The organism is Caproiciproducens puteiluti, from assembly GCF_052442865.1.
Classification (GTDB): domain Bacteria; phylum Bacillota; class Clostridia; order Oscillospirales; family Acutalibacteraceae; genus Caproiciproducens.
Window position 1 is genome coordinate 2,006,892 of the sequence record NZ_CP194790.1, and the last position, 23,863, is coordinate 2,030,754.

Consider the following 23,863-nt stretch of genomic DNA (forward strand, 5'->3'; position numbering starts at 1 on the left):
AATGGGAGGTTTGTGAGATGAAAGTAGTCGTTTTGAAGAGCTCGAAATTTTTAGGATTTGTATTACGAAAGTTTTTTAACATAAAAAAAGAATATTAAAAAATGGATGCCGGCTGCTGATGCAGCCGGTAATTTTTTATGCGAATGCGCATAAACCGTACAAGATTAGAATAACAATTAGATAGAAACAGGAAAAGGAGAGAACCTTTATGGATTATATGCTTAACCGTGAGGCATTGGCCGCCAGCGAAGTGATTTATGATGGCTGCCAGGAGCAGCCGGTGGATCTCGACATCAGCCTGCCTGACTACTGCCCCGATATACAGCGCATTTTAAAGTGTCAGGTTTATCCGCACATTAGCTCCAGAAGCATTACAGGGGACAGACTGGCGCTGGAGGGCAGTTATACCGTGAAAATACTCTATCTTGATCCCGGCGGTACGGCTGTTCACTGCTATGAAACCAGTCAGTCGTTTTCCGCTGCCATCCAGTTGAAGCAGACTGCCGACAACGCGCAGATTTTTGCGTTTACCAGGGTGGAATATATTAACTGCCGTGCGACCAGCCCCCGGCGCCTGGACATACACGGTTCTTTTTCCGCATGCGCGAAAGTGATTGCGCAGGGGGAGAACGAGGTGGTCTCCAACATAGACGGCGAGGGAGTGGAAGAGCAGAAAAAAACTCTGTCAATCAACAAGATGGCCGGGTTCGCTCAGCAGCAGTTTACGGTGGAAGAGGTGCTGGAGCTCGGGCAGGGCAAACCGCCCGCGGATAATCTGGTCCGTTCCGACGCGTTTGCGGTGCTTCAGGACTACACTCCCGTCGCAAACAAGCTGATGATCAAGGGAGAAGTATGCGTAAAATTCCTGTATTCCACAGCGGATAACGAAGCTGCTCTGGAAGTGATGGAGTACGCGCTTCCGTTCAATGAAATGGTTGACTGTGAGGGAGCTTCAGAAAACTGCATCTTCAATATTCAGCTGAATGTTTCCGGGCTGGAAGCACAGATCAAAAACGATTATTCCGGTGACCAGACCTACTTTGACGTTCAGGCCAGGGTGTTTGTGAACGCATCCGCCTATCAGAATTCCGACGTTACCATGGTAACGGACGCCTACTCCAAACAGTACGAGCTAAACATCAACTCCAAACAGAAAAACATCGAAAATGCTGTTGAATTCATCAACGATACCGATATTCACAAGGGTTCTCTGGCACTGGAGGATGTACCGATTTCGAAGATTATCGATATCTGGAATGAAATGAGCACTGTTTCCGCCGACTATGCGAACGGACAGATCAATTATAGAGGGAAATTCAATATCTGTGTGCTTGCTCTGAATCCGGACAATAAGCCGGTCTATTTTGAACGGCTGATGGATTTTGAATATGCCCGTCCTTACCAGGCGAAAGAGGATAATATCAAATGCAGCGCTTCGATGCTTGTAGCGGGAATCAGCTACCGGATTACGGGCGGAGGAATTGATCTGAAGGTTGAATTAAGGCTCAGCGCCGGAATTTACAGCCAGTACAGCCTGAAGCTGATCACAGATGTCGCAGCTGACGAAACCAAACCCAGGGCACAGGACAAATCCGCGGCATTAAGTATTTACTACGCCAATGCGGGTGAAAGCTTATGGAATATCGCCCGTGAATACTGCACCTCGGTCAATGCGATTAAACTGGAAAACGACCTTGCCGGTGATGTCGTTGAGAACAGGGGGATGCTGCTGATTCCTATGTAGATTCCTTGAGAGACATTCGCAATAAAAATTAAATTTCTCTGCCTGAGGGGGAGGTAAAATGGAAGAACGCAATATTTACAGTGACATTTCCCAGCGCACGAACGGTGATATTTATATTGGGGTGGTAGGCCCGGTAAGAACCGGAAAATCCACTTTTATTAAGAAATTCATGGATACCATCGTCGTTCCGAACATGGATTCAAGCTACAGGCGCGACCGCGCAATCGATGAAATGCCGCAGTCCGCCGCAGGACGTACCATTATGACGACGGAGCCGAAATTCATTCCGGAACAGGCCGTCAAAGTAAAAGTGGATGACAGCGCCACCTTCTCGGTGCGCATGATCGACTGCGTCGGCTACATCGTTCCAAGCGCGCTCGGATACATAGAGAACGATCAGCCGCGCATGGTGATGACCCCGTGGTACGACGAGCCGATTCCGTTCAACATGGCTGCGGAAATCGGGACCAAGAAGGTCATTACGGAGCATTCGACCATCGGGCTGGTCATCACGACCGACGGCAGCATCAGCGATATTCCCCGGGAGGAATACGAGGAAGCGGAAGAGAGGGTCGTGAAAGAGCTGAAGGAAATCAACAAGCCTTTTATTGTCCTTCTCAACTGTACCGACCCGAATTCGAATTCCTCGGCTTCCATGGCTTCGCAGATGCAGGAGAAATACAAGGTGCCCGTCGCGCCCGTCAACTGCCTTGAAATGGAAGAGGGGCAAATCAGGGATATTCTTTCCAAAGTGCTGTTTGAATTCCCGGTGAAGGCAATTAAGGTCGATATGCCGCGCTGGCTTTCCAGCCTTGAAAAAAATCATTGGCTGCGTTCCGCCGTCTACGGCACCATCCAGAATTCAGCTTCGAAAATCTCCCGGATACGGGAAGTCGGATCAATCGTCAACGATATCAATCAATGCGAATATGTTAGCGGGGCGAAAACCGAATCCATCGATCTGGGAACCGGCAACGCGCGGGTCGCCGTCAATCTCCAGCCGAATCTGTTCTATAAAATTCTGGGTGAAAAAACCGGTATCGATATTGAGGATGAGGGCGGGCTTCTCGACAGCATCCTCGGACTTGCAAAAATCCGGGATAAATACAACAAGATCAAAGACGCCTATCAGGATGTGCAGGACACCGGCTACGGAATTGTGATGCCGGATATTGAGGAGCTTACGCTCGACGAGCCCGAAATTATCAAGCAGGGCGGCAAATACGGGGTGCGCCTGAAAGCCGCCGCGCCTTCCATCCACATGATGAAGACGAAAATCACGACGGAGCTGACGCCGATTGTGGGTTCCGAGCAGCAGTCGCAGGATCTGATCATGTATATGCTGAAGGAATTTGAGGAAAGTCCCTCCAAAATCTGGGAATCCAATATCTTCGGCAAGAGCCTGCATGAGCTTGTCAACGAGGGACTTCACAACAAGCTGTACAGAATGCCTACGGACGCACGGGATAAGGTGCGCGAGACGATAGAGCGGATCATCAATGAAGGCTGCAACGGCCTGATATGCATTATCCTGTGAAATGTATAAAATACAACCGCAAATGTGATTCGGCAAAATTAGCCGAATCACATTTTTTTATTGATAAATCTGATACAAACCTTTATAATAAAAAAAGACTATGTTTTACTACTCGTTAAAGAAAAGGGAGTGTACCGATGTTTACGATTGTGGAAAAGCGGATATTGAATGATTCAATGACATTGATGGCGGTAGAAGCGCCATATATTGCGAAAAAGGCGAAGGCCGGCCAGTTCATTATTCTGCGTGTCAATGAATTCGGGGAAAGGATTCCTCTGACGGTAGCGGATTACGACCGCGAGAAGGGAACCATTACCATTATTTATCAGAAGGTCGGAAAGACGACCCTGATGCTGGATCAGCTGAATGTCGGCGACGCGATTCTGGATTTCATCGGGCCTTTGGGAAAAGCGACCGAGCTGGAAGGCTATAAAAACGTGGCGGTGATCGGCGGCGGCGCCGGCTGCGCGATCGCGTACCCGCAGGCGAAGGCCCTGCACGGCATGGGCGCGAAGGTGGACATGATCGCGGGGTTCCGGAACAAAGACATCATCATCCTGGAAGACGAGATGAAGGCGGTCAGCGACCATCTGATTTTAACCACGGACGACGGTTCCAACGGCAACAAGGGCTTTGTGACCGACGCCCTGCGTAAAAATATTGAGGACGGCGCCGGGTATGACCTGGTCATCGCCATCGGGCCGCTCGTCATGATGCGCGCCGTCTGCAGCCTGACAAAGGAATACAGCATCAAAACGCTGATCAGCATGAACCCCATTATGATCGACGGGACCGGCATGTGCGGCGGATGCAGATTGACGGTCGGCGGAAAGACCAAATTCGCCTGTGTGGACGGTCCGGATTTCGACGGCCACGAGGTGGACTTTGACGAGGCCATCAAAAGATCGAGGACCTATTCTGAGTCGGAAAAAGAAGCGACGCGCGAATACAACTGCCGCTTGATGGAGGGTGCGAAAAATGCCTAATATGTCCAAAGTAAAAACGCCGATGCCGGAGCAGGACCCCAATGTGCGCAACAAGAACTTTGAAGAGGTCTCGCTCGGCTACACGGAAGAAATGGCCATGGAAGAAGCCAAGCGGTGCCTGAACTGCAAAAACAAGCCGTGTGTCGGCGGATGCCCGGTCGGCGTGCGCATTCCCGAGTTTATCGGCTGCGTCGCTTCCGGCGATATGGAAAACGCGTACAGGATCATTAAGACGACGAACTCCCTTCCCGCCGTCTGCGGAAGGGTCTGCCCGCAGGAATCCCAGTGCGAGCAAAAATGTGTGCGCGGCATCAAAGGGGAGCCGGTAGGAATCGGCCGGCTGGAGCGCTATGTGGCCGACTGGCACATGAAGCACGGCGGGGCTGAGACATTTGAGGAAAAGCCGAATGGACACAAGGTCGCCGTGATCGGGGCGGGCCCCGCGGGCCTGACCTGCGCCGGGGATCTGGCGGCCCTGGGATACTCCGTTACCGTGTTCGAAGCGCTGCATACCGCGGGCGGCGTACTGATGTACGGCATCCCGCAGTTCAGACTGCCGAAGGAGATCGTGCAGAAGGAAATCGACGGCCTGAAGGACAAGGGCGTCGACATCCGGACCGATATGGTCATGGGCAAGGTGCTGTCGGTAGACGAGCTGTTTGAAATGGGCTATGAAGCCGTATTCATCGGCACCGGCGCCGGACTGCCCAGCTTTATGAATATTCCGGGCGAGGAGCTGGTGGGGACATACTCGGCCAATGAATTCCTGACGAGAGTAAACTTGATGAAGGCCTATCTGGACGAATACGACACCCCGATCATCCGGCCGAAGAACGTCGCCGTCGTGGGCGGCGGCAACGTGGCGATGGATGCCGCGAGGACCGCCAAGCGTCTGGGCGCGGAGAATGTGTATATTGTGTACCGCCGCGCCGAAGAGCAGATGCCCGCGCGGAAAGAGGAAATCCACCACGCAAAGGAAGAAGGCATCCTTTTCAACCTTCTGCGCAATCCCGTTGCCATTCACGGCGACGAAAACGGCAGGGTCAGGTCGATCGAGTGCATCGAGATGGAGCTTGGCGAGCCGGACGCCTCCGGCAGACGCAAGCCGGTGCCCAAAGAGGGCTCGAACTTTGAGATCCCGGTGGACTGTGTGGTCATGGCGATCGGCAACTCGCCGAACCCGCTGATCCGCTCTACGACCGAGGGTCTGGAAGCAAACAGGAAGGGCTGTATCGTTGTGGATGAAGCGACCATGGCGACGACCCGGGAGGGCGTTTACGCCGCGGGCGACGCCGTCAGCGGCGCCGCAACCGTGATCCTGGCCATGGGCGGCGGCAAGGAAGCCGCACGCTCCATCGATCAGTACATTCAGGCCAAAGCAGATAAAGCAAAATAGGGACAAACCGACCAAACCGCCGTATTTTACGGCGGTTTTTTTATATCAGGGCATCTTCCGCCGGCATCGGACATATTATTATTAGGATTATAATGATGCAGGAGGAATAACAATGGACGATCGGTATGAAGATAATCGGTATGATAAAGATTATGAAGATGACTACGAAGACGATGACGACGGTTATGTAGAAGATCATTACGAGGATGTCTACAGCAGAAATGACAACAGGAATTACAGGAATTACGAAAAAGATGATCAGCGGGACTATGAAAGAAATTATGAAAAGGACTACGATGGACAGCAATACAGAAGGAACAAAAAAGCGAAAACCCTCAGCACAAGACTGCTGACCACCATTCAGATAACGGTATGTTCGATCATTTTGGCCACGGCGATTTTTCTCCGGGTCTTTGGAGGCAATGCATATCTGATTATCAAAAACTGGTATCTGCAGAACGTCAATAATTCCATTGTTCCGACTGAGGACATCGACCACGTAAAACATACCGTTGTGGAGATATTGCCGTCGGTTACCGATTTTTTTACAAAGCCGCGCGCTCAGGAGAATCCTTCCCAGGCGGAAAGCGCTGCATCCCAGCCCGGTGTGACTTCTCAGGCAAGTGAGAATCCCCAAGGCGGCGCCAATTCACAGACAAATCCCGGGTCTCAGGCCGGTACTGCTTCCCAGGCTGACGCAGGTTCCGCGGCAAATTCACAGCAGCCGGAGAACCAGCAGGCGGCGCCCTCCCAGCAGGTCAGCGGCTGATGTCTTTTTCCATCAAAAACTGCCGTGTGACCGTCGATTTTTTATTTGTGGCCTTACTGGCAGTTTTTTTTCTGTTTGACAGGAACGGAATGGCTGTTCTGGGCCTTTCCTGTGCTGCGCTGCATGAACTGGGTCATTTGGCGGTCATGGCCGCGTTCGGAGCGGCACCGTCACAGATTCGATTTACCCCCTTCGGCATCGATGTGATTAAATCTGCGGGTATCGACCGGTCCTACTGGCGAGACGCCGCCATTTCCGTCGCGGGACCGGGAACCAACCTTGCCGCCGCGCTGATCTGTACCCTCGTTAATGAGCGTTATTTTCACTTTTTTATCCTTGCCAACCTGGTGCTTGCAGGGTTTAATCTGCTTCCTGTGGAGCCGCTTGACGGCGGTCAGGCATTATATTCCGTCCTTTGTACCCGCTTGAACTCCACTTTGTCCGCAAGGATTGTATCCGTCACCTCATTCGCGGTTTTGGCGCCGCTGGCAGCGATTGGTTTTCTTTTTCTCTTCCGTGCCAACGGCAATTTTTATCTTCTAGCCGTATCCGTTTATTTAATCTTTCTGCTCCTTTACAAGAACGGAAGGTATTATTGATTTGCATTCTCCGTACGCTGGCGGTATAATAATAAAACATATACTGTGCGGAGGATACGAATGGTCAATAAAAAGATAGAAAAACTGCTTGCAAACGTGCAAAAACCGGGCAGATACGTTGGCGGCGAGCTCAACTGCGTGATGAAGCATGCGGATGAAGTGGATGTGCGGTTTGCATTTTGTTTTCCCGATATATACGAAGTGGGCATGTCGCACCTCGGGCTGAAAATTCTGTACAGCCAGCTGAATACCGTACCCTATGTCTGGTGTGAGCGCGTATTCGCCCCTTGGGTGGATATGGAAGAGGAGATGCGTAAAAACGGCCTGCCGCTCTATGCGCTGGAAAGCGGGGACAGCGTCCGCGACTTCGACATCATCGGCTTTACCCTTCAATACGAGCTCAGCTATACCAATATATTAAATATGCTCGATCTGGCGGGAATCCCGCTGAAAGCCGGCGACCGGCATTCCCTTTCCCAGCTTGTGGTGGCCGGTGGCCCCTGCGCCTGCAACCCGGAGCCTTTGGCGGACTTTTTTGATCTGTTCTTTATAGGCGAGGGGGAAGAAGTGGATCTGGAAGTAGTCGCTCTTTACCGGGAATATAAAAAGCAGAACCGTTCCAAAGAGGAATTTTTGAAGGCGGCTTCTCAGATTCAGGGAGTCTACGTGCCGTCTCTGTATCATATTTCTTATAACGAAGATCATACGGTAAAGGCGATCGTTCCGAAAGAGGACGCGCCCTTCCCCGTGAAAAAACGTATTATGATGGACGTGGACAAGTCCTATTTTCCGGATAAATTTGTGGTGCCCTATATTGAAATCGTACACGACAGGACAGTGGCGGAAGTCCTGCGCGGCTGTATCCGCGGCTGCCGCTTCTGCCAGGCGGGCTTCCTGTACCGCCCGTTCCGTGAAAAATCAGTGGACGTCATTGACCGGCAGTGCCACGATCTGTGCGACAGCACGGGTTATGATGAGATTTCGCTTTCCTCGCTCAGTACGAGCGACCACTCCGAGCTGAACGAGCTGATCGACCGGCTCCATACATGGACGGAAAAGGAGAACACCGGCATTTCGCTGCCGTCCCTTCGGGTCGATAATTTTTCCCCGGAGCTGATGTCCAAAATCAAATCCGTCCGCCGCAGCGGTCTTACCTTTGCGCCGGAGGCGGGAACACAGCGTCTGAGGGACGTTATCAATAAAAACGTCACGGAAGAAGAGCTGATGAAAACCGTCAATACCGCGTTTAAGGGCGGCTGGACAACCATCAAGCTCTATTTTATGATCGGGCTGCCGACGGAAACGTTGGAGGATATCGCCGGAATCGCGGAGCTGGGACAGAAGGTGGTTGACGCCTTTTACGCAAATCCCGACAAACCGAAGGGGAAGGGCGTAAAAGTCACCGTCAGCGCGTCCTCCTTTGTTCCGAAGCCTTTCACGCCTTTTCAGTGGGAACCGCAGGATACCATGGAGACGCTCCGTAAAAAGCAGCGCCATCTGGTCGCTTCGGTCAAAACCAGAAAGGTGGAACCCAACTGGCACGAGGCGGACACCAGCTTTCTGGAAGCCGTTTTTGCGCGCGGGGACAGGCGTTTGTGCGGCGTCCTGCTGGAAGCGTACCGGAGCGGATGCAAAATGGACGGCTGGCAGAACTTTTTCTCGTTTCCGAAATGGATGGAAATTTTCGAGAGGTGCGGAATTGATCCGGCCTTTTACGCCAACCGCAGAAGAAGCTTCGACGAAGTGCTGCCATGGGACCACATTGATTACGGGATCAAAAAATCCTTCCTGATTGACGAATGCCAAAAGGCCTACGCAAACGTCACCACCCCAAACTGCCGGGAACAGTGTTCTTCCTGCGGCGCAGCCTGCTTCAAAGGAGGAATCTGCTATGAAAAACGTCAGGGTCTGGTTTAAGAAGATCGGAACGGCGCGGTATATTTCACACCTCGATTTAAACCGCTGCATGCTGCGCGCGATTCACAAGGCGAAGCTTCCTCTTTGGTATACCCAGGGCTATAATCCCCACGCGTTTATTACGTTTGCGCTTCCGCTGTCGCTCGGTATCGGTGGAGAACGGGAAAGCATGGATATCCGGCTGGACGACGACGGTATTACGCGCGAAGAGCTGATTGAGAAGCTGAACGCGGCGCTGCCAGACGACATTCCCGTGTTTGACGTTACCGAGCCGGTGATGAAGCCGGGGCAGATCGCCTACGCCTCTTACCTGATGAAGCTGGAAACGCAGGGACACTCCCCCGAAGAAACAGCCGCCGTCATCCGCGAACTGTTCAGCCGGGAAACGGTGGTCGTTCCCAAGCATACGAAAAACGGGATGATCGATCTGGACCTGAGACCGTACCTTGACCGGACGGAAGTGGTTCCCCTGGACGACGGGGTGGAAATCAGCGCGACGCTCCCGGCAGGAAGCACTATGAATGTAAACCCTTCGCTTTTATGCGATGCGATGAAAAAATATCTGCAGTTGGATTTATACAGCGATATCCGAAGGCTCAATCTTTACGACGCGGATTTTAAAATATTTGAGTAAAATAAAAATAAATATTGCACCTTTTCCAGGATTATGGTATTATATATAGGCATTTGGAATCCGCTGATTGATTTTGGTGGGGTTTAATGCCCGGTTGTACCGTGACATTGAAGCGGACAGTCCTCTGCCACTGTGGCATGAATGTCTGAATTTTAAGGAGGAAATATCCATGGATGCGTTAAAACTGATTGCGCAAGATTCCGTAAAAACAGAAGTTCCTGTATTTGAAATTGGCGACACCGTAAGGGTGAGCGTGAATATCAGAGAAGGCGAAAGAGAAAGAATTCAGGTTTTCGAGGGTACCGTTACCGCTCGTAAGGGCAGCGGCATTTCCGAAACTTTCACCGTCAGACGCCTTTCCTACGGCGTAGGCGTAGAAAGAGTTTTCCCGATTCACTCTCCTAATGTAAAGAGTGTTGAAATTGTCCGCAAGGGCCGTGTGCGCAGAGCGAAGCTCTACTATCTGCGTGACAGAGTCGGCAAGGCGGCAAAGGTAAAGGAACAGCTCAGATAAGGAATCAGATAGCGATTGAAAGGGACATGTAGGTGTCCCTTTTTTGCTACTGCAATATTTTTCAGGTCTCAAAAGAGGTGGCCGTTCTTGAAAAGTTGCCCTTGTGCAGAATCCCTGGCCGACAGCAAAACGCCGGACCGTGTTGTTTTGAGCTGTTATGAATGGATGGAAGCACTGATCCCCGCGCTGCTTGTAATTATGGCGGTATTTGCTTTTCTGTTCCGGATCATAACGGTCAACGGACCCTCCATGCAGCCCAATTTTACGGACGGCTATAAAGTGCTTGTATCCTGTTTTGACCGGACGTTTTCTCTGGGAGATGTCGTTGTGGTCGACGCAAAGGCCACCGCGCTTCATGAGGTGATTATCAAAAGGGTCATTGCAACCCAGGGACAGACGGTGGATATCGATTTTCAGACGGGAACCGTCTCTGTCAACGGCGTTGCGCTGGACGAATCGACTTATATTAAAAACGGTATTACCAAAAATCAGTACGACCTCCGTTTTCCGCAGACTGTCCCCAAAGGGCATGTGTTCCTGCTCGGCGATAACCGCAGGCTCTCGGACGACAGCCGTTCAAGCGACGTCGGTATGGTCGATCAGCGCTATATTATCGGCAAAGTCAAAACCGTTCTCATACCTTACGAAAAATTCGGAACCATATAAACACAGCAATTTGCAAAAAAGGAGTTGTATTCCTCTTGAACCCAAATGAAATTCAGGCGGATATGGAACCCGCTTCACCGGAAACAGAAAAAAACAGTGTTGCCCGCGCCTGCTTCGAGTGGATGGAGGCTCTGATTCCCGCACTGATCATTATTATGATCTTTTTCACATTCCTGTTCAGGGTAAATATCGTTGTAAACGGGCCTTCCATGGAACCCAATTTAATGGACGGTTATAAGTTATTTACCGTCTGCGTTGAGCCGGGTCTTGCCCGCGGGGATATTGTCGTGATCGACGCCAAAGGAACGTCTTTGGAGAAGCGCATTGTAAAAAGAGTGATCGCTACGGAAGGGCAGACGGTCGATATCGATTTTCATACCGGAATCGTTTCCGTTGACGGCGTTGCGCTCGACGAGTCCGCTTATATCGAGAATGGGATTACCAAGGACGAGTATGACGTTACTTTCCCGCAGAAGGTCCCTGCCGGCCATGTTTTTGTTTTGGGTGATAACCGCACGGTTTCGGAGGACAGCCGTTTCAGTGAGGTGGGCATGATCGACCAGCGCTATATTATCGGCAAGGTCAAATTTATCATTATGCCTTTTGGAAAATTCGGTCAATTATAAGGCTTTGCCTTTTGATATAAAGGAGTTGTTCCTTCATTGGACCACGAAAACAGCGTTTCCCAGCAAGAAACGCGATCTGAGAAAAAAAGAAATTTTATCGTTAACAGTTATGAGTGGGTGGAAGCCCTGATCTCTTCTTTAATTGCCGTGATCGTGGTATTCATGTTTCTGTTCCGGGTGGTCAATGTGAGCGGCCCTTCCATGCTGCCGACTCTGCGGTCCAATGACCGCGTGATTTTGTCCAGCTTTTTTTACAAACCGCACCAGGGGGATGTTATTGTAATCACCCACACAACCAAGTTAAAGGAACCGATTATCAAAAGGGTCGTCGCGCTGGAAAATCAGGTTGTGGATATTGACTTTGAAACCGGCGTCGTTTCTGTGGACGGGGTTGCGCTGGATGAATCCGCCTATATTGAAAACGGCATTACTACACAGCTTTCGGACTTCAATTATCCGCTTCAGGTTCCTAAGGGGCATGTCTTTGTTCTCGGCGACAACCGTTCCGTGTCCAACGACAGCCGGTTTATTGACGTGGGTATGGTGGACGAGAGATATATTCTTGGAAAAGCGGAGATGATTGTTTTTCCATTTAACAGATTTGGGACAATCAAATAACAATAAAGATACAGGACGAACGAAAATGAGTGAAGCACAAACGATACAATGGTTCCCCGGTCATATGACCAAAACCAAAAGGCAGATTGAAAAAAGTTTAAAGCTTGTCGATGTAGCTGCTGAAATAATTGATGCCCGGATTCCGGTCAGCAGCCGGAACCCGGTTTTAAACGGACTGATCCAAACGAAACCCCGCGTTATTTTAATGAATAAATGCGATATGGCCGATCCGGTTCAGACAGGCAGATGGATCGATTATTATAAGACACAGGGTATCCCCGCCATCGCGATCGACTGCCGCACCGGAAAAGGGCTGAACGGCTTTATTCCCCTTGTGAAAGATGTTCTGAGCGACCGGATTGCCTCCTGGGAAGCAAAAGGGATGGTTGGACGGCAGATCCGCGTCATGATCGTCGGGATTCCCAATGTAGGCAAATCCTCGCTGATTAACCGTCTTGCCAAAAACAGCAAGGCAAATGTTGAGGACAGGCCGGGCGTAACACGGTCCAACCAATGGTTTACCATTGGAAAAGGCTTTGAGCTTTTGGATACGCCGGGGGTACTGTGGCCTAAATTTGAAGATAAGGCCGTAGGGGAAAGGCTGGCGTTTACCGGAGCGGTCAAAGACGAAGTGATTGACACGGAGCATTTGGCTTCCCGTCTGCTGGAGGTTCTCCGCGACAGCTATCCCAGGGAGCTGAAAGCAAGATATAAGCTGGACGGCACCGACATAGCCGATCTGAAAGGCTATGAAATGCTGGAGCTGATCGGCAGGAAACGCGGCATGCTGATTTCCGGCGGGGAAATCGATCTGGAACGCGCGTCGATTATGATACTGGATGAATTCCGAAGTGCGAAATTAGGCAAAATTACTCTGGAACAGGTTGGTAGATAATATGGATTGGTTCGCCTATGAAAACATGGCGCTGAAAAAAAGCTATCGGATGATCTGCGGCATCGATGAAGCCGGACGCGGCCCTCTGGCCGGACCGGTGTTCGCTGCCGCTGTTATTTTGCCCCCCGGTCAGATGATCGAGGGACTGAACGATTCCAAAAAGCTCAGTGAAAAAAAACGCGAAGCATTGTTTGATGTAATCAAGAAGACTGCAATCGTCTATGCCGTAGGATTCGCAACGGAGCAGGAAATCGATAAAATCAATATATTACAGGCGACCTTTCTGGCAATGAAGCGTGCGTGTGACGGGCTTTCCGTCAGGCCTGACCTGGCGCTGGTGGACGGAAACCGGATGCCGCGGCTCGGGATGGATACGCAGACTATCATCAAAGGCGACGCGCTTTCCGCGAGCATCGCGGCCGCCTCCATTCTTGCGAAGGTCAGCCGTGACCGGCTGATGGCCGAGATCGACCGGATTTACCCCGAGTACCAGTTCGCAAAACATAAGGGCTACGGCACCGCTTTACATAGGGAATTGCTGAAACAGTACGGTCCCAGCCCGGTTCACAGAAAAACGTTTTTAAAAAAAATACTGGGGGAGACCCTATGAACAATTCATCCGGAAAAACGGGAGAAGATCACGCGGCCCGGCTGCTGGAGCAGAAGGGATACCGGATTGTTGCGCGCAACTATCATTCCCGTTTCGGGGAAATCGACCTGATTGCCGAAAACGGGGATTATATTGTCTTTGCAGAAGTCAAAACACGTGACGAACATTATTGCGTCAGTCCTTTGGAGGCGGTCACGGCAGGAAAGCAGAAGAAAATCATCAAAACTGCTCTTAGTTATCTGCAGTCGCATGAAACAGGGCTGCAGCCGCGGTTTGATGTGATCGGCATCGTTACCAGGCCGGAACCTTTCTCCATCCTTTCTGTGGAACACATTGAAAACGCATTTTCTATTTGATTCGATATTATTTAGTAATGCCTATCATTTTTCTGTTTCTCTTTCCCGGAAAGTATGATATGATTAAAAACAGACAACGTGAAGGGGGAAAAAACTTGAATTATCACTCCACAAGAAACAGCAGCGTCAGCGTATCCTCTGCTCAGGCGATTTCGCAGGGCATCAGCAGCGAAGGCGGGCTTTTTGTTCCCGAAAAGCTGCCCTGCTTTTCATATTCGGATTTGCTGGAGTTTCAGCACTGCGGCTATACAGAGCGCGCAGTCCGCATTTTATCGGCTTTTCTTTCCGATTTTACCGAAGAAGAAATTACGGAATGTGTCGGGAAGGCTTACACCGGCGAAAGATTTGAACAGGACAGGCCGGCTCCGATCTCCTGTCTGCAAAACGGAAAAATGAATATGTACCTGCTGGAACTGTGGCACGGTCCCACCTGTGCGTTTAAAGATATGGCGCTGCAGCTTTTGCCGCACCTTCTTACAAAATCGCTGAAAAAGATTCAGTCCTCCCGGACTGCCCTGATTCTGGTCGCTACTTCCGGCGACACGGGAAAAGCGGCGCTGGAAGGCTTTAAAGATGTGGACGGGACCCGGATTCAGGTATTTTATCCGGAAAATGGCGTCAGCCCAATGCAGAAGCGCCAGATGAACACCCAGGAAGGGAACAATGTGGCGGTCTGCGCGATCGAGGGTAATTTCGACGATGCCCAGACCGGCGTGAAAAAGATTTTTACCGATCCCGAAATCAACCGTCTGCTTGAACAGAATAATATTATGTTTTCCAGCGCGAACTCCATCAACTGGGGCAGGCTGCTGCCGCAGATCGTCTATTATTTCTCCGCGTACTGCGATCTGATGGCAAACGGAAAAATTGCCCATGAGGGCGAAAAGGTCAATATCGTTGTCCCGACGGGCAATTTCGGAAATATTCTGGCCGCTTATTACGCCAAAAAGATGGGCCTGCCGGTGAAAAAGCTGATCTGTGCGTCCAACGCCAACAATGTGCTGACCGATTTTTTGAACACGGGCATTTATGACCGCAACAGGGATTTCCATACCACCATTTCTCCGTCCATGGATATTCTGGTATCCAGCAACCTGGAGCGCCTGCTGTATGACCTGACCGGTAACGACAGCGCAAGAGTAGCCGAGTGGATGAAGGAACTGGCGACAGGCGGCAGATATCAGGTTGACAGCGATATCCTGAACCGGCTTCACGAGCTGTTCTGCGCGGGGTTCTGCGACGATGCCGCGACAAAGGAAACCATCCAGGAAATCTACCGGACGGAAAATTACCTTTGCGACACCCACACGGCGGTGGCGGTCAACGTCTATCAGCAGTATGTCGAAGCTGAAAAGGATACGGAAACTCCGACGATCGTCGTATCTACGGCCAGTCCGTATAAATTCGCCGACAGTGTGCTGAGCGCCGTTTCGGCCGATTACAGCGCGGATGCCTCTGAGTTTGAAAAGGTTCAGGCGCTTTCCGCCGTCACAGGCACCCCGATTCCGGCGCCGATTGTACAGCTGGAATCAAAAAAAGTCAGATTTACCGCTATTTGCCCGAAAGATAAAATGGGCGAAGCTGTGCTGAAAACAGCCGGAATAAAGTATACTGTCTAAGAGAGGATCACATGTCACTATTTGCTATTGCAGACCTGCATCTGTCCCTTGGCTGTGACAAACCAATGGACGTATTTGAAGGTTGGCGGGACTATACCGTCCGTCTTGAAAAAAACTGGCGCGCTGTGGTCGGCGAAGACGACACCGTTGTCGTCGCGGGGGATATTTCATGGGCGATGAAACTCGAGGAAACGGTGAAGGATTTCGAGTTCATTCATTCCCTGCCCGGCCGCAAGCTGTTTTTGAAGGGCAACCACGATTACTGGTGGGCCACAAAAAAGAAGATTGACGATTTTCTGAAGGTGCACGGGCTGGATTCCATCAGTATTATTCACAACAACGCGGTGGCCGTCGGGGATATTGCGGTCTGCGGTACGCGCGGGTGGCTGTACAATTCCGAAACCGCGGAGGATATCAAAATTGTCAACCGCGAGGCCGGCCGTCTCAATACCTCGATCAACGAGGCGGAAAGGATGGGGATAAAGCCGGTCGTGTTTCTGCACTACCCGCCTGTCTACGACGGGGCGGAGTGCAAAGAGATCCTTGACGTGTTAAAGTCGCACGGCATCACGGAATGCTACTTCGGACATATTCACGGGAATCAGGCGGCCCGCCGGGCAATCACCGGGGTTTATGACGGAATCAAAATGCATTTGATTTCCTGCGACTACCTGAAATTCATACCGGTGCCGGTGAAGTGAACAATTTTTGAATATTTTATCTAATATATAGAATATTTATTTTCCATGTGCTATAATAATTTAGATAATTTGCATTTTGCAGGAGGAAGTTAATAATGAGCTTAAAATCGTCCAATAAGGTTGATACAAACCGTTACCAGCTTGAGGTTGCAGTAGACGCTGCTATATTTGAAAAAGCGCTTGATCAGGCATATCATAAAGAAAACAAAAAAATTGCGATTCCCGGCTTTCGTAAGGGAAAGGCTCCCCGTGCTTTTGTTGAGAAGTATTACGGCGAGCAGGTGTTTTATGAGGATGCGATCAATGCGGTTTACCCCGACGCGCTGGATGCGGCTATCAACGAGGCGAAACTCGAAATGATCGAGGATAAAATTGATTTTGATCTGGTTTCCGCCGGCAAGGAAGGCGTTGTTTTTAAAGCGACCGTCACAACAAAGCCGGAAGTGGAAATTGATGAATATAAAGGCTTGACCGCAGCCAAAAATCCGGTTAAAGTAACCGATGAGGACATTGACGCAGAGATCAAGAAGGTTCAGGAGCGCAATTCCAGAATGGTAACCGTAGAAGACAGAGCGGCCCAGAACGGCGATATTACCGTCATTGATTTTGACGGTTCCGTGGACGGCGTTGCTTTTGACGGCGGCAAAGCGGAAAACTACAGCCTTACTCTCGGTGCGGGCCAGTTTATCCCGGGCTTTGAAGAGCAGGTTGTGGGCCATAAAACAGGCGACGAATTTGATGTAAATGTAAAGTTCCCGGAGGATTACCACTCAAAGGATCTGGCCGGTAAGGACGCTGTTTTCAAAATCAAGCTGCATGAAATCAAAATGAAGGAGCTGCCGGAAGTTGACGACGACTTTGTCAAGGATGTCAGCGATTTCGATACGCTCGATAAATACAGGGAAGACATTAAAGCAAAGCTAACCGAAGCCGAGGAAAAGAAGGTAAAGGACGATGTGGAAAATCAGCTGATCAATAAGCTGGTCGAGAATCTCAAAGCCGAAATTCCGCAGGCGATGTATGAAAACAAAATCAACGAGGATATCCGTGAATTCGGGTACCGTCTTCAGTCCCAGGGCCTGAACCTCGATACATACCTGCAGTACACGGGTATGGACAAGGATTCTATCCGCAAGCAGTTCCAGCCGCAGGCGGAACGCGCGGTAAAGGTCCGTCTGGCGCTCGAAAAGATCGCCCAGCTGGAAGACATTCATCCGACCGAGGAAGAAATCGAAGCAGAGTTTGAAAAGCTTGCCAAGGGCTATGAAATCGACGCTGAAAAGGTAAAGACCTTTATCCCCAAAGAGGAACTGGCGAAAGATATCTCCGTTGAAAAAGCAATCAACCTCGTTCGTGACAGCGCAGTTGTAACGGAAAAAGAAGATACTTCCGAAACTGCAAAAACTGCTGAATAAGAAAAGTCCTTCCTGCCAATTATTAATTTATTGTTTAGTTTTATTGGAGGTACGCAATAATGAGTTTAGTCCCATATGTTATTGAGCAGACAAACAGGGGAGAACGTTCCTATGATATTTTTTCACGCCTGCTGAATGACAGAATCGTAATGCTTACGGAAGAGGTAAACGATACCACTTCCAGTCTGGTGGTTGCTCAGCTTTTATATCTTGAGGGCCAGGATCCGTCGAAGGATATCAGCCTTTATATCAACAGCCCGGGAGGGTCCGTAACCGCGGGATTGGCAATTTACGATACGATGCAGTATATTAAATGCGACGTTTCCACCATTTGCATGGGTATGGCTGCCAGCATGGGCGCGTTCCTGCTTGCGGCGGGTACCAAAGGCAAACGGTACGCTCTTCCCAACAGCGATATTATGATTCATCAGCCAAGCGGCGGCGCACAGGGTCAGGCGACTGATGTGATGATCCACGCCGACCACATTATTGCCACCAAGAAGAAGCTGAATGAAATCCTTGCTGAGAGAACGGGACAGCCGATTGAAGTTATTGCGAAAGATACCGAGCGCGATAATTTTATGACGGCGGAGGCTGCCGCGAAATATGGCCTGATCGACAAGGTCATCTACAATTCGATGAGTTGAGGTTGGTGATTAATTAGATGCCAAATAATGACGATATCAAGGACAGAGGAATCTGCTGCTCGTTCTGCGGAAAACCGCAAAATGAAGCGCGCCGTCTGATTGCAGGTCCCGGTGTATATATCTGTGATGAATGCATAGAGCTGTGCATGTCGATCCTTGACGACGAAAAAAACCTATCCAACCGAAAATCCAACTACAGTGAAGCTTCGGCCGAACTTCCCAAACCGCATGAAATCAAAAAACAGCTGGATGAATATGTGATTGGACAGGAAAAAGCAAAGGTTGCGCTTTCTGTTGCGGTCTATAATCACTACAAAAGAATCTATTACGGTAAAGACGACGTAGAACTGACAAAAAGCAACGTGCTGCTGCTCGGCCCGACCGGTGTGGGAAAAACTCTGCTGGCGCAGACGTTGGCAAAGATACTGGATGTTCCGTTTGCGATTGCGGACGCCACCACATTGACGGAAGCCGGCTATGTCGGCGAAGACGTTGAAAATATCCTGCTTCGTTTAATCCAGGCCGCGGATTTCGATATTGAAAAAGCCGAACGCGGTATTATCTATATCGATGAAATCGACAAGATCGCCAGAAAGTCCGAAAATCCCTCCATTACACGTGACGTCAGCGGAGAGGGAGTACAGCAGGCTCTTCTGAAGATTCTGGAGGGAACTGTTTCCAACGTTCCCCCGCAGGGCGGCAGAAAACATCCCCAGCAGGAATTTTTGCAGATCGATACCTCCAATATCCTGTTTATCTGCGGCGGAGCTTTTGACGGCCTGAATAAGATTGTTCAGAAACGCACGGCATCCTCCGCTATGGGCTTCGGCGCACAGGTCAAAAGCAAGGTGGAGCTTGATTCCACAGCCTGGATGCAGGATGTTGTGCCGCATGATCTGGTGAAATACGGATTGATTCCTGAACTGGTCGGCCGTGTGCCTGTCATTGCCGCGCTCAACGGACTGGATGAGGACGCTCTTGTAAGAATTTTGACTGAGCCGAAAAACTGCTTGATCAATCAGTACAAGAAGCTGTTTCAGCTGGATAAGGTTGAGCTGGAGTTTAAACCCGACGCACTGAAAGCAATTGCCAAAAAGACCATTGACCGCCGCACGGGCGCAAGAGGGCTGAGATCCATCATGGAGGATTTGTTAACCAATCTCATGTATAAGGTCCCGTCTGACTACACCGTTGAAAAGGTCACCATTACCGCGGATACGGTGAATCAGGGCACGGAACCGGAGATCGTGTATAATCAGGACCGCAAACCGGTCAGGATTAAAATAACAACTCCCAGGAAGCGCGGCCGTAAGGATACAGCGTCATAACGATAGAAATCTTGGCTGTTGCACGTGGCAGACTTTTTGTTGTCCACTTGCAACAGCCTTTTCTGCCAAGGAGCAAACTATGAGTACAAATCAAGAACTGAAGAAAATTGAAAATATCTCCATCCCTGTGCTCGCGCTCAGGGGACTGGTTATTTTCCCGGGCATGCTTCTGCAATTTGATGTGGGAAGAAAAAAGTCCATATTGGCTCTTTCCCAGGCGATGGAAGAAAATCAGCAGATTTTTCTGGTTGCCCAAAAGGATTTAAATACAAACGAACCGGGCGGCGAGGATCTTTATAAAATGGGAATCGTGGCGAAAATCAAACAGGTGATCCGCCATACCGACGAGGGCGTACGGCTTTTTGCAGAAGGAATGTACCGCGCTGAAATTTCCTCCGTTACCAGCGAAAACCCTTTTATTCTTGCCGAAATCGTTTCAAGCGAAACCAAATCGTACCGGACCAGCCATAAAACCGAGGCGTTGATCCGTTACACGCAGACGCTTTTTGAAGAATATATTCAAAATTACAGCCGTATCCCTCCGGATATTATCATTGGCGTGGTGCAAAAGAAAAACTGCGGAGAGCTTGCGGACTATATCACCTCCAACATCATGCTCGACTATGAGCAGAAACAGGCAATTCTGGAGGAGCTCCATCCGGTAAAAAGGCTGGAAAAGCTGAATGAGATTTTAAAGAATGAAATTCAGGTGCTTTCCATTGAAAGCCAGATCAGTGAAAAGGCAAAGGAACAGATTGACGAAAATCAACGCGAATATTTTCTGCGCGAGCAAATGAAGGCCATCTCCAACGAGCTTGGAGACGACGACAGCCCGCTGAACGAGGCCGACGATCTGCGGGAGCGCATCATGAAAATGAAGCTTCCCAAGCTCCAGAATGAGAAGCTGCTGAAGGAATGCGACCGGCTTTCCAAAATGCCCTACGGTTCCCACGAAGCAAGCGTGATCGTCAGCTATGTGGAAACCTGTCTGGAACTGCCGTGGAACGCCGCGAGCCGTGAGCATATCGACCTTGCAAAAGCACAGAAGGTGCTTGACCGCGACCATTTCGGCCTGACAAAGGTAAAGGAACGGATTATTGAAATTCTGGCTGTCAAAAAGCTTGCCCCCGATATCAAAGGGCAGATTATCTGTCTGGTGGGTCCTCCGGGCGTCGGCAAAACATCCATCGCCCGTTCGATCGCCAAGGCCATCGGGCGCAATTATGTACGCGTGTCGCTCGGCGGCGTGAGGGATGAATCCGATATCATGGGACACAGAAAGACATACGTGGGTTCCATGCCGGGACGGATTATCTCCGCCATGAAGCAGGCCGGCACAAACAATCCGCTGATCCTGCTGGATGAAATCGATAAATTAGGAAACGATTTCCGCGGCGATCCTGCATCCGCCTTGCTGGAAGTGCTGGACTCGGAGCAGAATTCTTCCTTCTTCGATCACTATATTGATATGCCGTTTGACCTGAGCAAGGTGATGTTCATTACCACCGCCAACGATTACAGCGCCATTCCGGAGCCCCTTTTGGACAGAATGGACGTGATTACCCTTGGAAGCTATACCCATGAGGAAAAGTACAACATCGCCCTGAAGCACCTGATTCCGAAGCAGTTCAAGAAACACGGGATCAATTCCAAAATGCTGAAGGTGACTCCGGCCGCCGTTCACGAGCTGATTGACGGCTATACCAGAGAAGCCGGTGTACGTAATCTGGAACGTCAGATCGCTTCCATCTGCAGAAAATGCGCGAAAAAGATCGTGGGAGACAACCAGACGAAAATCGTTGTCAAGCCGGAGAATCTGGAGGACCTTTGGGGTCCGAAGAGGTTCAAAAAAGACGAACTTGTGAAATCCGATATGGTCGGTCTGGTTAACGGTCTTGCGTGGACCAGCGTCGGCGGTGAGATTCTTCCGATTGAAGTGGCAGTAATGGACGGCACGGGAAAAATCGAGCTGACCGGCTCACTGGGCGATGTGATGAAGGAGTCCGCCCGAACCGCGATCAGCTGCATCCGGACCAGGGCCGATTCGTTCGGCATCTGCCATGATTTCTACAGCAAATACGATATTCATATCCACGCGCCGGAGGGGGCCATTCCCAAGGACGGACCGTCTGCCGGAACCGCAATGGCGACCGCGATTACCTCCGCGCTGACCAACATCCCGATCCGGCACGATGTCGCAATGACAGGGGAAATTACTTTACTGGGCAGGGTGCTTCCTATTGGCGGGTTAAAGGAAAAAACGATGGCCGCTTACCGTTCGGGAATCAAGACGGTCATTATTCCGGCCGACAACGTTTCTGATCTGGCTGAAATTGACGCTGTGGTAAAAAACGCGGTGGATTTTCTGCCGGTTGAGAAAATCGACCAGGTGCTTGAAGCGGCTTTAACCAGAATGCCGGAAAATAAAAAGGAAGAGAACACGGATTCGATTGTTCCGATGAATGCTTCCAGCCAGCCGGCGATTCTGACGCCCGGCATTCCGCAGTAACGGGGTGAAGCATTGAATTTTGATAAAGCTTTATTTGAATTCGCGGCGGGGAGACCGGATCAGCTGCCAGAATCCACCGTCCCGGAAATCGTATTTTCCGGACGGTCCAATGTGGGAAAATCTTCTCTGATCAATAAACTGGTCAACCGTAAATCCCTTGCCAGGGTCAGCGCGAAACCCGGGAAAACAGGAACCATTAATTTTTACAATTTGCAGACTTGCAGATTGGTGGATCTGCCGGGTTATGGCTACGCGAAAGTCTCTCAGTCGGAAAAAAAGCGCTGGTCTGAACTGGTCGAAGGCTATTTCAGCGCACAACGCAATGTCAGGCTTGTCATCCAGATTATCGACATGAGGCACAGTCCTTCTGCCGACGATCTGGATATGATCGAATATCTAATAAATTCGGGCACGCATTTTCTGATTGCCGCTACAAAAAGCGACAAGCTGAACAAGACGGAACGAATGAATCAGCTTCGGCTATTCCAGGAGATGTTCAGTCAGGCCGAGGGACTGAAGCTGATTCCTTTTTCGTCGGTCAATGGGGAAGGAGTGGAGGAGATTCGGAATATCATTTCGAAGATTTGCGATCATTCTTAAAAACCGTTTCCAAGCCTGTCGCTGTAAACGGTACATAGCTAACTTGATGTCCGCCCTGATTCGCTTTACTTTTGGACTTTTGTGTGTTAGAATTTTATCCTATTAAATTAAAATAAGGAGTGAAACCGTTTGAATTCAAAAATTAAAGATGAGAGTGTGGACTTTTTGTTTAAAGCGATTCTTTCTTTAAAGACGGTTGACGAATGTTATAATTTTTTTGAGGACCTATGCACAGTACCGGAGATAAAGGCAATGTCGCAGCGCCTGCTTGTGGCCCATATGCTGAGCACCAAGCGGGTCTATAGCGACATCGTTGCCAAAACCGGCGCTTCCACAGCTACCATCAGCAGAGTCAACCGCTCGCTGAACTACGGCTGCGACGGCTATGAGCTGGTATTTAACAGGATCGACAAAGACGAAAAGAGCAAATGAGTTATTCGTCTTTTGCCCTTTACTATGACAGTCTTACACAAAATGTCAGTTATCCGGAACGGGCGGAGTATCTGATCGGTTTGCTGGACAGGCTGGACCATAAGGCCGGACTGACGCTCGATCTGGCCTGCGGCACAGGCAGCTTTACCATTGAACTGGCTGAGCGGGGAATCGATATTTACGGAATCGACGGCTCCGAGTCCATGCTTTCGGTTGCAAAGCAAAAGGCGGCGGACCGTGGGCTGGATATTCTTTTTTTGCGTCAGCAGATGCAGAATATCGACCTGTACGGCACGGTCGATACGGTGATCTGTATGCTGGACAGCATCAACCACTTGACCCGTGAAAGCGATGTAATGAAGACGTTTTCCCGTGTTTCGCTTTTTCTGAATCCGGGCGGATATTTTGTTTTTGATATGAATACACTGTATAAGCACCGGTATGTTCTCGGAAATCAGACATACGTTTACGACACAGACGACGTTTACTGTGTCTGGCAGAACCGCTTTGAAGAAAAGACCGGCCGGGTCGGAATTACTCTGGACTTTTTTGGCCGGGAAGGGGAAGCCTACCACAGAAGCTCCGAGCACTTTTATGAGCGCGCTTACGATTCGGAACTGATTGTTTCCATGCTGTCCAAAGCGGGGCTGGAAACCGTGGGTTTATTTCGTGAACTCAGTTTTGAAAAACCGGACGATCAAACGGAACGAATTGTCGTTGCAGCAAGAAAGATAAAATAAAAGGA

General features: G+C 50.1%; 24 protein-coding genes. All 24 read left to right on the top strand.

What is annotated here, in order from left to right:
* Positions 1 to 208: 208 nt before the first annotated feature.
* The gene (locus ACRQU7_RS09735) at positions 209 to 1,744 is read left to right on the top strand and encodes an SPOCS domain-containing protein (RefSeq protein ID WP_444640480.1); all 1,536 of its coding nucleotides are present in this window, start codon (positions 209 to 211) and stop codon (positions 1,742 to 1,744) included.
* A gap of 58 nt (positions 1,745 to 1,802) precedes the next feature.
* Positions 1,803 to 3,281 carry a stage IV sporulation protein A gene (gene spoIVA / locus ACRQU7_RS09740; protein ID WP_038324143.1) on the top strand — a complete coding sequence of 493 codons (1,479 nt, stop codon included), beginning with the start codon at positions 1,803 to 1,805 and terminating at the stop codon, positions 3,279 to 3,281.
* Positions 3,282 to 3,418: 137 nt separating this feature from the next.
* Positions 3,419 to 4,267, top strand: a complete 849-nt coding sequence (locus ACRQU7_RS09745) for a sulfide/dihydroorotate dehydrogenase-like FAD/NAD-binding protein (protein WP_038325347.1) — start codon at positions 3,419 to 3,421, stop codon at positions 4,265 to 4,267.
* On the top strand, positions 4,260 to 5,663 hold the full coding sequence (gltA, locus tag ACRQU7_RS09750) for an NADPH-dependent glutamate synthase (RefSeq protein WP_141825214.1): 1,404 nt from the start codon (positions 4,260 to 4,262) through the stop codon (positions 5,661 to 5,663). The genes ACRQU7_RS09745 and gltA overlap by 8 nt, the downstream gene beginning before the upstream one ends.
* Positions 5,664 to 5,775: 112 nt before the next feature.
* Entirely contained in the window at positions 5,776 to 6,432 is a 657-nt protein-coding gene (locus ACRQU7_RS09755; protein WP_444640483.1) for a hypothetical protein, read from the top strand.
* Positions 6,432 to 7,031: a site-2 protease family protein gene (locus ACRQU7_RS09760; RefSeq protein WP_444640485.1), complete on the top strand. Its 600-nt coding sequence runs from the start codon at positions 6,432 to 6,434 to the stop codon at positions 7,029 to 7,031. The genes ACRQU7_RS09755 and ACRQU7_RS09760 overlap by 1 nt, the downstream gene beginning before the upstream one ends.
* Before the next feature lie 60 nt (positions 7,032 to 7,091).
* Entirely contained in the window at positions 7,092 to 8,948 is a 1,857-nt protein-coding gene (locus ACRQU7_RS09765; RefSeq protein WP_141825217.1) for a TIGR03960 family B12-binding radical SAM protein, read from the top strand.
* Complete coding sequence (locus ACRQU7_RS09770; protein ID WP_141825218.1) at positions 8,923 to 9,582, top strand: TIGR03936 family radical SAM-associated protein; 660 nt, start codon at positions 8,923 to 8,925, stop codon at positions 9,580 to 9,582. The genes ACRQU7_RS09765 and ACRQU7_RS09770 overlap by 26 nt, the downstream gene beginning before the upstream one ends.
* Positions 9,583 to 9,751: 169 nt before the next feature.
* Entirely contained in the window at positions 9,752 to 10,096 is a 345-nt protein-coding gene (gene rplS, locus ACRQU7_RS09775; RefSeq protein WP_038324155.1) for a 50S ribosomal protein L19, read from the top strand.
* 87 nt (positions 10,097 to 10,183) lie between these two features.
* On the top strand, positions 10,184 to 10,762 hold the full coding sequence (lepB, locus tag ACRQU7_RS09780) for a signal peptidase I (protein WP_444640488.1): 579 nt from the start codon (positions 10,184 to 10,186) through the stop codon (positions 10,760 to 10,762).
* A gap of 35 nt (positions 10,763 to 10,797) precedes the next feature.
* Positions 10,798 to 11,388 carry a signal peptidase I gene (gene lepB, locus ACRQU7_RS09785; RefSeq protein WP_444640490.1) on the top strand — a complete coding sequence of 197 codons (591 nt, stop codon included), beginning with the start codon at positions 10,798 to 10,800 and terminating at the stop codon, positions 11,386 to 11,388.
* 36 nt (positions 11,389 to 11,424) lie between these two features.
* Positions 11,425 to 12,006: a signal peptidase I gene (gene lepB / locus ACRQU7_RS09790; protein WP_243122452.1), complete on the top strand. Its 582-nt coding sequence runs from the start codon at positions 11,425 to 11,427 to the stop codon at positions 12,004 to 12,006.
* Between the two features lie 25 nt (positions 12,007 to 12,031).
* Complete coding sequence (gene ylqF / locus ACRQU7_RS09795) at positions 12,032 to 12,901, top strand: ribosome biogenesis GTPase YlqF (RefSeq protein WP_444640492.1); 870 nt, start codon at positions 12,032 to 12,034, stop codon at positions 12,899 to 12,901.
* Between the two features lies 1 nt (position 12,902).
* On the top strand, positions 12,903 to 13,511 hold the full coding sequence (locus ACRQU7_RS09800) for a ribonuclease HII (protein ID WP_444640494.1): 609 nt from the start codon (positions 12,903 to 12,905) through the stop codon (positions 13,509 to 13,511).
* On the top strand, positions 13,508 to 13,867 hold the full coding sequence (locus ACRQU7_RS09805; RefSeq protein WP_444640496.1) for a YraN family protein: 360 nt from the start codon (positions 13,508 to 13,510) through the stop codon (positions 13,865 to 13,867). Before ACRQU7_RS09800 ends, ACRQU7_RS09805 begins: the two co-directional genes overlap by 4 nt.
* Positions 13,868 to 13,962: 95 nt before the next feature.
* A complete protein-coding gene (gene thrC / locus ACRQU7_RS09810; RefSeq protein WP_444640498.1) occupies positions 13,963 to 15,486 on the top strand; it encodes a threonine synthase in 1,524 nt (507 codons plus the stop codon).
* An 11-nt stretch (positions 15,487 to 15,497) separates the two neighbouring features.
* Entirely contained in the window at positions 15,498 to 16,187 is a 690-nt protein-coding gene (locus ACRQU7_RS09815; RefSeq protein ID WP_444640500.1) for a metallophosphoesterase, read from the top strand.
* A 95-nt stretch (positions 16,188 to 16,282) separates the two neighbouring features.
* Complete coding sequence (tig, locus tag ACRQU7_RS09820) at positions 16,283 to 17,602, top strand: trigger factor (RefSeq protein WP_444640502.1); 1,320 nt, start codon at positions 16,283 to 16,285, stop codon at positions 17,600 to 17,602.
* A gap of 59 nt (positions 17,603 to 17,661) precedes the next feature.
* Complete coding sequence (gene clpP, locus ACRQU7_RS09825) at positions 17,662 to 18,249, top strand: ATP-dependent Clp endopeptidase proteolytic subunit ClpP (protein ID WP_038324168.1); 588 nt, start codon at positions 17,662 to 17,664, stop codon at positions 18,247 to 18,249.
* 17 nt (positions 18,250 to 18,266) lie between these two features.
* Positions 18,267 to 19,577: an ATP-dependent Clp protease ATP-binding subunit ClpX gene (gene clpX, locus ACRQU7_RS09830; protein WP_038324170.1), complete on the top strand. Its 1,311-nt coding sequence runs from the start codon at positions 18,267 to 18,269 to the stop codon at positions 19,575 to 19,577.
* Between the two features lie 79 nt (positions 19,578 to 19,656).
* A complete protein-coding gene (gene lon / locus ACRQU7_RS09835; protein WP_444640504.1) occupies positions 19,657 to 22,086 on the top strand; it encodes an endopeptidase La in 2,430 nt (809 codons plus the stop codon).
* A 12-nt stretch (positions 22,087 to 22,098) separates the two neighbouring features.
* Positions 22,099 to 22,686 (top strand): ribosome biogenesis GTP-binding protein YihA/YsxC, encoded by a 588-nt coding sequence (gene yihA / locus ACRQU7_RS09840; protein ID WP_444640506.1) that lies wholly within the window; start codon positions 22,099 to 22,101, stop codon positions 22,684 to 22,686.
* Positions 22,687 to 22,815: 129 nt separating this feature from the next.
* Complete coding sequence (locus ACRQU7_RS09845) at positions 22,816 to 23,118, top strand: YerC/YecD family TrpR-related protein (RefSeq protein WP_038324176.1); 303 nt, start codon at positions 22,816 to 22,818, stop codon at positions 23,116 to 23,118.
* A complete protein-coding gene (locus ACRQU7_RS09850) occupies positions 23,115 to 23,858 on the top strand; it encodes a class I SAM-dependent DNA methyltransferase (protein WP_444640509.1) in 744 nt (247 codons plus the stop codon). The genes ACRQU7_RS09845 and ACRQU7_RS09850 overlap by 4 nt, the downstream gene beginning before the upstream one ends.
* The last annotated feature ends 5 nt before the right edge of the window (positions 23,859 to 23,863 follow it).